Here is a 12,217-nt window from a genome sequence, read left to right on the forward strand (position 1 = left end):
GCAGCCGTCGATGAAGGCGCGGGTACGGAAGTCGAGGCGGCGGCGTACTGCTGCCAGGTGGCGTATGTCTCCGTGATCATGGAGCGGGGACTCCGGTGGTCGGGACGCTTGCGGTGGCGCTGACATCCGCTGCCGTGGGTTTACGGGCGGTCAGGCGGGCCGCGAGCAGGTACGCCGGGACGGTGACGATCAGCCCCGCGATCCAACCCAAGTCGGTGTCGCCGAGGGCGTGGGCGAGCGGCCCGGTGTAGAGCGACTGCGCCATGAAGGGGATCTCGGCGAGGATCCCCAGGGCGTAGACGGCGAGGGCGGCGACGTTCCAGCGGCCGTAGATGCCGCCGTCCTTGGCGAAGAACGACGCCACGTCGTAGTGGCCGTGGCGGACCAGGTAGAAGTCGACGAGGTTGATCGCGGTCCATGGGATCAGGACGTACTGGAGTACGTAGATCAGGTTGAGGTAGCTGGTCATGAAGGAGTCGGCGAACGCCAGGGCGAGCGCCACCGAGAGGGCGGTGAGTACGCCGCCGATGACGGACCGGCCTGTGGCGCGCGGCAGCCATCGGTGCGCGAAGGTCTGCACGGCGGTCACCGCGCACAGCACGGCGCCGTACAGGTTCATGGAGTTGGTGAGCATCGTGACCAGCGCGAAGCTCCACAGAGTGATCTGGCCGAGCGGGGATCCGAGCAGGTGGCTCTGCGCCGCGATCGGGTCGCCGCCGTCGGCCACGCCGATGGCGGCGCCGACGACCATGGGGAGCAGGCTGCCGAGTACGCAGCCGGCGTATGTACACCACAGGGTGGAGCGGATTCCGGCCTTGTCGGCGGGCATGTAGCGGGAGTAGTCCGAGACGTACGGGGCGTACGCGATCTGCCAGAGCGCGCCGACCGACACCATGCCGAGGAACCCGGCGAGGCTGAAGCCGCCCTGGTCGAGGAAGCCGTCGGGCAGGCCGCCGAAGAGCAGCCAGGCGGCGCCGGCGAGCTGTACGGCGCCGAACGCCCAACTGGTCAGCGCGCCGATGCGGTGCATGAGCCGGTAGCCGACGACGGCCACGGCCAGGCTGACGAGTGCGCCGAGGACGACGCCTTCGCCGCGGCCGACGGCGGGCACCACCTGGTTCAGGGACTGAGCGCCGACGACCAGGTTGGAGGCGAAGAAGCCCTGGTACATGACGATGACGACCAGGATGACGGCGAGCGCGCCGACCGATCCGAACTGGCCGCGGCTCTGGATCATCTGTGGTACGCCGAGCTGCGGGCCCTGCGCCGAGTGGAGCGCCATCAGGAAGCCGCCTCCGAGGTGCCCGACGAGCAGGGCGGCGACGCTCCAGCCGAAGGAGAGCCCGAAGGCGGCGGGGGCCAAGGCGCCGGTGACGACCGTGAGCGGGCCCAGGTTCGCCGAGAACCAGATGGTGAAGAGGTCGCGGGTACGGCCGTGCCGCTCCGACACGGGAACAGCGTCTATGGTGCGGCGTTCCAGAACTGGTTCGGGACGGGGTTCCGGGGGTGATGCTGCGCTCTTGCGGGTCATCTGGCCACCTCCATTATTCTTTGAGCGCAGATTCAAACAATCGCCTGCGAGGCCGTCAATGGCTTGTGTTGAGAAACTTGCATTACTTGAACCTGCTGGCAGAAAATTGGCTTCACGGGGAGACCGAAGAGCCGGACGGCACGCCGCAAAGCCCTTGCCGGCGCGGCCGGCCAGCGATCACGGCACGAAGGCTCGAGGGCCTGAGGATCACGGACATCGCAGCCGAGACAGGGATGTCGGCAGGCTCGGTCGTCTACTACTGCCCGGAGTGGACGAGTTGTGTCCTAGGAGGTGCACCGGGGTGCCGTCGAGCGCTACCTGACCGCCCGCCACACCGTCGATCGACTGCGGACCGATCGGCCTCGGATTACGTACCGGAGCGGACGACCCTCAGCGCAGCCGGCTGTACGGGTTGCACCGGCGCGCGGACCGCAGCGCCGGGCATGCCGCGCTGATGGCGTCGCCGTTCGCACTGAGATCGCGCCCTACACGACGGTGCTCGAAGTCGGCGCTGCGGCGGGCACGTTCGTCACCGAGGAGCCCGCCGACCTGACCCGCGATCTGGTGGAGCTGGAGGACGGGTTCGGCCTGCACATCGTCAGCCGCAACACACAGCCGACCCCGGACGAGGCACGCAGACCGATCCTCGGATATGCGCGGACGGTGACGCGCTGCGCGGACCTGTGAGCGACCGTCCTGGGCCGACCGGAAGGCATCGCTGCGGGCCGCAGAACTGGGACGCGCTCACTGACGTCATGCCGGGACAATCGCGTCGCTCATGTATCAGCCGCCCCGAAGGCCGGCGCCGGCTCCGGCGATGCTGCTGGGCTGCGACACCGCAGGTGCGGCGCACGTCGGCATTCACGACTCCATTCGGAGGAAGGGCAGTTGAACGACGCGCTGACCGCCATCGGAGTCGTATCGCTCGCCGACCGGCGACACGGCCCCGATGGCGTGGACCAGTAGGACAACTGGCCCGCCGGGAGACCCGGCAGGGCTCACCTTCGCAGAATGTTCGCTCGCACCGGGGCGTGTGGCCGGACGGGTTTCCGCCATGGCCAAACCCCGCCACCGGGCTACGGGCTGCCGGCCTCGGGCTGGTCGGGGCCGCGCGGCCTGGATGTGATTCTTGGTTTCTCGAGCCTGATCCTCGGCGTGACGCCGGCGCTGATCCTCGGTCTCGGTGATTGCCCCGTGCTGCTCCGGCCGACGTGCCCTGCATCGGCCTTCCAGCGCCGACGCGCCCTCCCCCACGCAGGCCCCGGTTCAGGTCGGACATCGGCCATCAACTGTCCACCGCACGGTCGTTGACACCCACGACAAGTGGAGTAGACCATGACGATCCCGTGCACCCGGCGGCTGAGACGCCCTCCCCCATGCCGGTCGCCCCCGTACCCGTCATGAGGTGGATCTTCATGCGTCACGCCCTTGCCCGAGGCGCCGCCCTGCGCTCCTCCCGAATCCGCGCCGGACTCGCTGCGGCCGCCGTACTCGCCGTCGTGGGCCCGTCCACGCTGCCCGGTGTCGCGGAGGCCGACACCGCGCCCGCAAAGGCGACCGAACAGTGGTCGACGCAGACTCCCGCTCCCGGGGTCGAGGTCCGCACCGGCGTCGTCCAGCACCCCGGCGTCACACACTCCTGGACGGTCACCGTCCAGGCCCCGGTGTCCACCCGATGGTCCTCGAACGACCCGGACGCACCCGCGAGCTGGGCGGAGGTCTCCACCCGGGACTGGGCCGACAGCACGGCACAGAAACTCACCGCGGCCGGCCTGCGGCCCCGCGTGGAGAGCGTGCAGTGGCCCGCCTACACCGACAGTCCCCACGGGCTGATGGGGTACCGGGTACGGGTCGGGAACTTCGCCACACAGAGCGAGGCGCAGAGCACGTCGTCGGCGGTCACCGCGGCCGGCTTCCAGCCGACGCTCTCCTGGACCGGCGCCGACAGTCAGGAACCGGCCGACCGGGAGAACATCCACGTCGCGGTGATCGACCCGAAGACCTTCACCGGGACCGTCGAGGCCACCCACGACGGCAATGTCGCACACCGCGCGACCACCTCGGCGGTGGCCGCCAAGCTCAAGTCGCTGGTCGGCGTCAACGGCGGCTTCTTCGTGATCGGATCGGCCGACGGCGTGCCGGGCACCATGTCCGGCATCGGCGCCTACCAGGGCGAACTGGAGTCGATGGCGGTCGGCTCACGGGCCGCGCTGCTCATCCGCGACGGAGGCCGCAGCGCCCGGATCGCCGACCTGACCAGCACCGTCACTGCCCGGGCGGGCAACGACTCGTACCAGATCCAAGGCATCAACCGCAGGCCCGGCACGGTGCGCGACTGCGGCCGTCCCGGCACCACCCCGAGCGAGCTGCCCTGGCAGGACGTGACCTGTCAACTGGACGACGACATGGTGCAGTTCACCCCGGCCTTCCAGGCCGACCTGCCGACCGGCCCCGGTGTCCAGGTCGTACTCGACCCGTCCGGCCGGGTCGCCTCGGTCGGCACACGTGGCGGACACGTGCCCGCGGACGGACACGTGCTGCAGGGCACCGGCCGCGCAGCGGACTGGCTGACCGAGCACGCCGAACCGGGCCACCGGATCAAGGTGACCGAGGACATCCGCGACAGCCTGGGCAGGCGCGTGGAGCTCCACCGTGGCGACTCGCTCGTCAGTGCGGCCCCGACGCTGGTTCAGCACGGGCGCATCGCCATCGACGCAGCCAACGAAGGGGTCATCGACCCGGAGTACCCGTCGTTCGGGTACGCGTGGGCCAACGTCCGCCAGCCCCGCACCATGGCAGGTATCGACAAGCGGGGCAGGCTGCTTCTGGTGACGGTCGACGGACGGCAGAAGGGCGGCAGCGAGGGCTTCACCCTCCAGGAGGCCGCCGCGTTCATGAAGTCGCTCGGTGCCGTGGAGTCCCTGAACCTCGACGGCGGCGGCTCCACTGCCATGGCCGTCAACGGCTCGGTGGTCAACCAGCCCTCGGACTCCACCGGCGAACGCGCGGTCGGAGACACCATCCAGGTCCTTCCGGCGGACGACTGACCGCCGCCCACATCCTCCGCGCCGCGGAACCGGTGGCCGAACCCGGCCTCGCCCGAGGCATGACATGCGCGGAGCCGGGCTCCCGCCCCGGCCACCCGGCTCCGCCTCCCGCCGCCCAAGGAAATCGGCGCTTCCTCCGGATTGCGCCGCAGGCAACGGCGACGCGCTCCGGAAGCCACCGCGCGCTGCGGGCCGACTCTTGCACCAGGACGGTGCCACTGGGCTTCGGCGGCCTCGATCGCGCTGCTCCAGCCCGGGCCGATGGCGGTGAGTTCCGCGGCAAGGGCCTGGACCGCCGCCCTGCCGACGGAGAGGGAGAGGAAGAAGGCCACCCCTGCGCGGCGATCGGCAGTTGACGCCCCCGAGACCTGCGGGGGCGCCGAGGTGTGCACTGCGATTGCCCGGCCGCGCGCGTCGTTGCCTTCAGGCGGCGTGGGGCTGAGGCACGGTGAGGGCTATGAACATCACGGCGCAGCAGCGTATGCCGTCTTCGACCCGTGGCATGGTTCGGATCCCAGGCGGTGCGTTCCTGATGGGATCGGCCGACTTCTATCCCGAGGAGCGGCCGGTTCACCCGGTCACGGTGGACGGGTTCTGGATGGACGAACACCCGGTGACCGTCGCCGCGTTCCGGCGGTTCGTGAAGGCCACCGGCTACGTCACCGTGGCGGAGCGGGAACTGGACGCGGCGGACTATCCGGATGCCGACCCCGCCGCGCTCGTCCCTGGCGCGCTGGTGTTCCGGATGACGGCCGGGCCGGTGGATCTGGACGACTGGCGGCAGTGGTGGGTCTACGCCCCGGGCGCCAGCTGGCGCCACCCGCTGGGGGCCGACAGCAGCCTCAACGGCCGGGAGCTGCACCCGGTCACTCAGGTGGCCTACGAGGACGCCGCCGCCTTCGCCGCCTGGGCGGGCAAGAAGCTGCCCACGGAGGCGGAGTGGGAGTACGCGGCCCGCGGCGGTCTGGACTCGGCGGTCTTCCCCTGGGGCGATGAGTTCACACCCAAGGGCCGGCGCATGGCCAACACCTGGCACGGCACCTTCCCTTGGCAGTATCTGCCGGCAGGCAAGAGCAAGACCCGGCCGACGCCGGGCACCACCCCGGCGCGCGCCTATCCGCCCAACGGATACGGCCTGTTCGACATGGCCGGCAATGTGTGGGAGTGGACCTGTGACCACTTCACCACACGCCACCCGGATCCCGCCCGCCCGGCCTGCTGCACCCCGCGCAACCCCGGAGCGGACGGACCGGTCGAGGCCGGCGCCGAACGATTCGTCCGCCGCGTCATCAAGGGCGGCTCCCATCTGTGCGCCCCCAACTACTGCCTGCGCTACCGCCCCGCCGCCCGCCAGGGCCAGTCCGAGGACACCGCGACCTGCCACTTGGGCTTCCGCTGCGTCCTTCGCTGACCGCTTCGTCAGCCCGCGAGCGGCGAGACCGCCCCGATCGACTTACCGAGGACCAGCCGATGAACCATCCGGTGCTTCCTTCCTGGCGCGACGGACATGCCCGTGCGGCCCTGCTGCGCTTCGTCGAGGAGGTGACGACCCCGGGCGACCACTTCCTCGTACCGTCCGACCGGGTCGCCGTCTTCGACAACGACGGCACCCTGTGGCCGGAGCAACCGATTCCCGTGCAGCTGCACTACCTCACCGAGCGGTGGCGGCAGATGGCGAAGGCCGATCCGGCTCTGGCTGACCGCGAACCGTACACATCCGCTCTCTCCGGTGATCCGGCATGGCTCGCCTCCGTGCTCGAGGACCACTACGCCGGGGACGACACCAGGCTGCCCGCCCTGGCCGAGGCGGTGATCGCCACACAGCGGGGCATGGACACCGACGAGCTGGCCGTGGCGGTAGGGGAGTTCTTCCGTACCGCGCGTCACCCCGTGCTGAGGCGTCCGTATCCGGCCTGTGCCTACCAGCCCATGCTGGAACTTCTGTCCTTCCTGCGAGAACACGGATTCACCACCGTGCTCGTCTCCGGCGGCGGGCGGGACTTCATGCGGGTGATCTCCACCGAACTGTTCGGCGTGCCCCCGGAACAGGTCATCGGCTCTACCGCCGATGCGCACTGGTCGGCCTCCCGGCGGGCCGTCGTCTACGGAGACCGTATCCGCGTGCTCGACGACGGCCCGGAGAAACCGGTGCGCATCTGGAGCCGTCTGGGCCGTCGACCGGTACTGGCCTGCGGCAACTCCAACGGGGACATCGAGATGCTCGCCTACACCGCGGACGCTCCGCACGGACTGGCCGTCCTGATCCACCACGACGACGACACACGGGACGACCCTCCGTACGACGCCGGGGCACAGCGCGCGCTCGCCGAGGCCACGCGGCGGGCGTGGCTCACCGTCAGCGTCAAGTACGACTGGACCCGCCTCTACCCCGATGTCCCCTGATCCACCGGCAACCGCGTCCAGCTTGCGTGTCGTGGACGCAGCAGTCCCCCTTCCCTCAGGCGCTCGCCTGGACAGGCGCGGTTCCTCCATCCCGACCAGACTGCAAGCAGCCGCCTGTGCGCCCCGATGAGGTACGGGCATGAACCTTGCGCGAAAGGGATGGGCCATGGCCGACACATTCCGCGGTGTGATCAACCTCGACATCCGGGACTCGGTGCCGGACTGGGCTCCGTACGAGCAGCCGAAGGCCCGGGAGGGTTCACCCAACGTCGTGTACATCGTGCTGGACGATGTCGGGTTCGGGGCGATGAGCTGCTACGGCGGCCCGATCGAGACGCCGAACATCGACCGGATCGCCGCCGCCGGCGTGCGCTACTCCCAGTGGCACACCACGGCGCTGTGCTCGCCGACCCGCTCCGCGCTGCTCACCGGGCGCAACCACACCTCCAACGGCATGGCCTGCATCAGCGAGGCCGCTGTCGGCTTCCCCAACGCCAACGGGCACATCCCCGCGGAGTGCGCCACCCTCGCGGAGATCCTGGTCGACCAGGGCTACAGCACGGCCCTGGTCGGCAAGTGGCACCTGTGTCCCGAGGACGAGATGAACCTCGCCTCCACGAAGCGCAACTGGCCCACCGGGCGAGGGTTCGAGCGCTTCTACGGCTTCCTCGGCGCCGAGACCAGCCAGTGGTACCCGGACCTGGTGCACGACCAGCACCCGGTCGAGCAGCCTGCGAGCCCGGAGGAGGGCTACCACTTCGGCGTCGACATCACCGACAAGGCCATCCGGTACATCGACGACGTCAAGGCCATCGCACCCGAGCGGCCGGTCTTCCTGTACTACGCACCAGGCTGTGCGCACGCCCCTCACCAGGCGCCGCCCGAGTGGATCGAGCGCTACCGCGGCAAGTTCGACATGGGCTACGAAGCCATGCGTACCCAGACCCTGACCCGACAGAAGGAGCTGGGTCTGGTCCCGGCCAACACGGAGCTGCCGCCGGTGAACCCGATCGGCACACCGCAGACCCGCAGCGGCCCGGACGGCGAGCCGTTCCCACCGCTGGACTTCACGCGGCCGTGGAGTGAGCTGAACGAAGAGGAACGGCGGCTGTTCGCCCGGATGGCGGAGGTCTACGCGGGCTTTCTCTCGCACTGCGACGACCAGATCGGCCGGCTGCTCGACTACCTGGAAGACATCGAACAGCTGGACAACACCGTCTTCGTGGTGGTCTCGGACAACGGGGCCAGCGGCGAGGGAGGGCCAAACGGCTCGGTCAACGAGAACAAGTTCTTCAACAACGTCGCCGACGACCTGGCGGAGAACCTCGCCATGCTCGACAAACTGGGCGGGGTCGAGACATACGGCCACTACCCGAACGGCTGGGCGATGGCCTTCAACACGCCGTTCAAGATGTGGAAGCGCTACTCCTTCAACGGCGGCACCTGCGACCCGTGCATCATCTCCTGGCCCGCCGGGATCAAGGCGCACGGTGAGGTTCGTGATCAATACCACCACGCGGTCGACATCGTCCCCACCGTGCTCGACTGCCTCGGCCTGGAGCTGCCCAAAACGGTCAAGGGCCACACACAGGTCCCGCTGCAGGGCGTGAGCATGCGCTACAGCTTCGACGCGGCCACCATCCCGTCCGCCAAGAGCACGCAGTTCTACTCCATGCTCGGCACCCGCGGTATCTGGCACGACGGCTGGAAGGCCGTCACCACGCACCCGGCGATCAGCGGCTGGAGCAAGTTCCAGCAGGACACCTGGGAGCTGTACCACACCGAGGTGGACCGGGCGGAGCTGAACGACCTCGCCGAGGCCGAGCCGGAGAAGCTCACCGAGCTGATCGGCCTGTGGTTCTACGAGGCCGGCGTCAACCAGGCCTTCCCGCTGGACGACCGCTCCGCGATGGAGATCCTCACCACCCAACGCCCGCAACTCACCCCGCCCCGCAACCGATACGTCTACCGGCCCGGCGGCTCCGAGGTGCCCGAGTCAGTGGCGGTCAACATCCGCAACCGCTCCTATGCGATCGGAGCGATGGTGGATCTGCCCGGCCCGGGCGCATCCGGCGTGCTCTTCGCCCACGGCGGACGGTTCGGCGGGCACGCCCTGTACGTCAAGGACGGCCGGCTGCACTACGTGTACAACTTCCTCGGCAGCCAGGAACAGCGCATCAGCGCCGACGAGGATCTTCCGACCGGCGAGAATCTCATCCTGGCCGCGGCCTTCGAGAAGGACGGCGAGGAGACGCCCGGCTTCGCCACCGGCATCCTCAGCCTCTACTACGGTGACCGCAAGGTCGGCGAAGGCCGTATCAAGACCCAGCCCGGCAAGTTCACCCTCGCCGGCGAGGGCCTCAACGTCGGCCGTGACAGCGGCGACGCCGTCACCCGCGACTACCCAGGCACCGCCCCCTACGCATTCACCGGCGGCAACCTGCGCCGCGTGGCCGTGGACGTCAGCGGCGACCCCTACGTCGACCTCGCACGCGAAGCCGAAGCCATGCTGGCCCGCGAATGAGGAAGGCGGGAGCGGCTTGCGCGCGGAAGAGGCCCCGTGTAGCCCTTCGCAGCGACCAGACGCTGTTCGCGCATGCCCTGTTCGATCACGCGGTCGTCCACGCCTGCGACGATGTGGTCGGCCATTCGGACGGTGAAAAGCGGTAGGAAACTAGCGGGTCATGAGTCCTCGGTCACCGGGCCGGGACCCCGGGCCACGTAACGCTCGTACCGAACGATCCCCATGCACACGTGTGCCGCAGCGAAAGCGCGCTCGGGAGCGACTTCGTCGCCCCCCTGGAGGGCCCCGGTCGCGGCGTCAGTAACCGGTGCCGCGCTTGATCTGGGCCCGCTCGGCCTCGGCGGTCCCGCCCTTGTGGTCCAAGGTGTCGCACGCGTCGGCGATGTCGCGCGTCAGACGCTCGATCTGCTCACGGCTCAGGGTCTCCTTGACCAGGGCACGCAGGATCTTCACCCGCTCCGCGTTGGGCGGGAGCGTGTAAGCCGGCACCATCCAGCCGCGCTCGGCCGAGAGCTGCCAGGCGATGTCGGACTCGTCGTAGGCGTGCTCGCCGGCGAGGCGGAAAGCGACCAGCGGCAGCTGCTCGAGATCGCTGCCGATCACTTCGAAGCGGCCGCTGCTACGCAGGTTGTCCGCCAACGCGTGGGCGTTCTTCTGCATCGTCTCCATGACGTAGGTGTAGCCCTGACGCCCCAGCCGCACGAAGTTGTAGTACTGGGCCAGGACCATCGACGCGCCGGTCGAGAAATTCAGCGTGAACGTCGCGTCGGTCTTGCCCAGGTAGTTCTCGTAGAACACGAGGTCCTCGGCCAGGTCGGACTCCTCACGGAAAACCAGCCAGCCGATGCCGGGGTAGACCAGACCGTACTTGTGTCCCGATACGTTGATCGAGCGGACCTGCTCGAGCCGGAAGTCCCATTTCGAATCCGGATAGAGGAAGGGCCACACGAAGCCGCCGCTGGCGCCGTCGACGTGGATGGGGATGTCGAGGTCCCGCTCCTTGCGGATGTCCCGCAAGAGCTTGTCGATCCCGACCACGTCGTCCTTGTGGCCGGTGAACGTGGTGCCGACGACGGCGACGACACCGATCGTGTTCTCGTCGATGTGCGGCTCCACGTCCTCCGGGCCGATCGTGTACTTGTTCTCGGCAAGCGGCACGATCCGCGGCTCGACGTCGAAGTAGCGGCAGAACTTCTCCCACACGACGTGGACATCGCCGCCGAAGACCAGGTTGGGGCGGTCGACCGACAGGTTGGCCGCCTGGCGGCGCTGCCGCCACTTCCACTTCAGCGACAGCGCGCCGAGCATGATCGCCTCGGACGAGCCCTGGGTCCGGCATCCGATGGTCTTGCCCGGTGCGTTGAAGAGATCGGCGAGCATGCGCACGCAGCGCTGCTCGATCTCGGCGGAGATGGGGTACTCCGCGTGGTCGATGAAGTTGCGGTGGAGGTTCTCGGCGATGACCCGTTGCGCCTCCGGCTCCATCCAGGTGGTGACGAACGTGGCGAGATTGCGCTGCGGGTCGCCCTCCATGACGAGGTCCTCGTCCAGAAGCCTCATGGTGTCCGTCGCGGTCATGCCCTCCTCGGGGAAGGTCTTCGAGGGAGCCGGCTCGGTCAGGAAGCGGTTTCCGAACAGGTCCGCGGCGTCTCTCTTGGTCATGCTGACGATTCAACAGTTTCCCGAGCGGGAGCCATGCTCAGGACTCGGGTAGGGCTTGGGATTCACGAGAACGGCGCACCTTGACGACTTCTCGACGTGATCACTCCCGCCATCGGCCGCTCCCGCGCCGTCTGACCACGAAGATCCACCTCGCGGCCGACGGCCGGCCGTTGCCGGCCACTCGCGTTCGTCCTCACCCCCGAACAAGCCGGGAACGCACCCGCATCCACTGACGCCATGGCCCGCCTGCGCGTTCCCCGCCACTCTGGACAGGCCCCGCCCCAGGCCGGACATGGTCCTGGCCGACAAGACGTACTCCTCCCGCGAGATCCGGGACCGACTGCGCAGACGCGGTATCCGCGCAGTGATCCCGGAACGGGCCGACCAGCGGACCAATTGGATGCGGCGCGGGCGGGCCGGTGACAGAACGCCTGCCTTCGACCGGGAGGGGTGCGAGCAGCGCAACACTGTCGAGCGGTACATCACCCAACTGAAGCAGTGGCGAGGCATCGCCACCCACTACGAGAAGACCGCGAGCCTTCTACCTGGCCGGGACTCCACATCGCAGGCATGCATCTGCCTCAGGTCCACACGCTGATCCAACCCTAGCCTCGTGTCAGGGTCTTGACCTCGGGAGGCAGGCTGCCACCAGGTTGGACGGCAAGGAGCATGACCTCGTCCGAGGTGTACCGCACCGCAATGGCGACACGTGGATTCAAGCCGTCGACGGCATAGGCCGTGGTCGGTTCGGGCCCTGCGGCATCATCGTCGTGGCCCGGCGTGTCATCGCAGGGCGGGAACTCGGCGGGGCCGAGTGCTTCGCCAACGGTGAAGTCGACGTTGGCGACCTGTGTGTAGGTGCGGCCCCTGTACAGAGCCGCGATCGCGCATGACCCTTCGGCTTCTCCACCACCGCCCTGCGCCGTGCAGGCGGTCGTCAGCGCGGCCACGACCATGCCCGAGTACCACGGCAGCCGCCGCAACCGCGTCGACCTGGCGGCCTTGCGTCGGCTTGAGCTGCTGATTCGCATCAGTGGGCTCCTTCTGGAG

Annotated in this window: 8 protein-coding genes and 1 pseudogene; 6 read left to right on the plus strand and 3 right to left on the minus strand. The window is 68.9% G+C overall.

Annotation, left to right across the window (positions count from 1 at the left end):
* Positions 1-76: 76 nt before the first annotated feature.
* Positions 77-1,450, minus strand: a complete 1,374-nt coding sequence (locus ACFC96_RS05900; protein ID WP_376610462.1) for a purine-cytosine permease family protein — start codon at positions 1,448-1,450, stop codon at positions 77-79.
* Positions 1,451-2,026: 576 nt separating this feature from the next.
* Between ACFC96_RS05900 and ACFC96_RS05905 the strand changes: the two genes are divergently transcribed.
* From ACFC96_RS05905 to ACFC96_RS05925, 5 genes are all read left to right on the plus strand, one after another.
* Entirely contained in the window at positions 2,027-2,218 is a 192-nt protein-coding gene (locus ACFC96_RS05905) for a hypothetical protein (protein WP_376610464.1), read from the plus strand.
* A 728-nt stretch (positions 2,219-2,946) separates the two neighbouring features.
* Positions 2,947-4,578 (plus strand): phosphodiester glycosidase family protein, encoded by a 1,632-nt coding sequence (locus ACFC96_RS05910; protein WP_376610465.1) that lies wholly within the window; start codon positions 2,947-2,949, stop codon positions 4,576-4,578.
* Between the two features lie 502 nt (positions 4,579-5,080).
* Positions 5,081-5,989, plus strand: coding sequence for a formylglycine-generating enzyme family protein (locus ACFC96_RS05915; protein ID WP_376610467.1), 909 nt, complete (start codon positions 5,081-5,083; stop codon positions 5,987-5,989).
* Between the two features lie 59 nt (positions 5,990-6,048).
* Complete coding sequence (locus ACFC96_RS05920) at positions 6,049-6,981, plus strand: HAD family hydrolase (RefSeq protein ID WP_376610469.1); 933 nt, start codon at positions 6,049-6,051, stop codon at positions 6,979-6,981.
* Positions 6,982-7,147: 166 nt separating this feature from the next.
* A complete protein-coding gene (locus ACFC96_RS05925; protein WP_376610471.1) occupies positions 7,148-9,505 on the plus strand; it encodes an arylsulfatase in 2,358 nt (785 codons plus the stop codon).
* A gap of 297 nt (positions 9,506-9,802) precedes the next feature.
* Here ACFC96_RS05925 and ACFC96_RS05930 read toward each other — a convergent pair whose 3' ends face one another.
* A complete protein-coding gene (locus ACFC96_RS05930) occupies positions 9,803-11,167 on the minus strand; it encodes a glutamate decarboxylase (RefSeq protein ID WP_340457940.1) in 1,365 nt (454 codons plus the stop codon).
* A 108-nt stretch (positions 11,168-11,275) separates the two neighbouring features.
* Between ACFC96_RS05930 and ACFC96_RS05935 the strand changes: the two are divergent.
* Positions 11,276-11,705 (plus strand): annotated as a pseudogene (locus ACFC96_RS05935) (transposase); the annotation flags it as partial.
* Positions 11,706-11,772: 67 nt separating this feature from the next.
* Here the strand turns inward: ACFC96_RS05935 and ACFC96_RS05940 are convergent.
* A complete protein-coding gene (locus tag ACFC96_RS05940) occupies positions 11,773-12,198 on the minus strand; it encodes a DUF6281 family protein (protein ID WP_376610473.1) in 426 nt (141 codons plus the stop codon).
* Positions 12,199-12,217: the final 19 nt, after the last annotated feature.

The sequence above is a fragment of the Streptomyces sp. NPDC055955 genome (genome assembly GCF_042270245.1).
Classification (GTDB): domain Bacteria; phylum Actinomycetota; class Actinomycetes; order Streptomycetales; family Streptomycetaceae; genus Streptomyces.

Excerpts from the sequence above, each read along its gene's own strand:
- ACFC96_RS05940 (WP_376610473.1), bottom strand. The coding sequence starts at position 12,198 with ATGCGAATCAGCAGCTCAAGCCGACGCAAGGCCGCCAGGTCGACGCGG.
- ACFC96_RS05930 (WP_340457940.1), bottom strand. The coding sequence starts at position 11,167 with ATGACCAAGAGAGACGCCGCGGACCTGTTCGGAAACCGCTTCCTGACC.
- ACFC96_RS05920 (WP_376610469.1), top strand. The coding sequence starts at position 6,049 with ATGAACCATCCGGTGCTTCCTTCCTGGCGCGACGGACATGCCCGTGCG.
- ACFC96_RS05910 (WP_376610465.1), top strand. The coding sequence starts at position 2,947 with ATGCGTCACGCCCTTGCCCGAGGCGCCGCCCTGCGCTCCTCCCGAATC.
- ACFC96_RS05925 (WP_376610471.1), top strand. The coding sequence starts at position 7,148 with ATGGCCGACACATTCCGCGGTGTGATCAACCTCGACATCCGGGACTCG.
- ACFC96_RS05915 (WP_376610467.1), top strand. The coding sequence starts at position 5,081 with ATGGTTCGGATCCCAGGCGGTGCGTTCCTGATGGGATCGGCCGACTTC.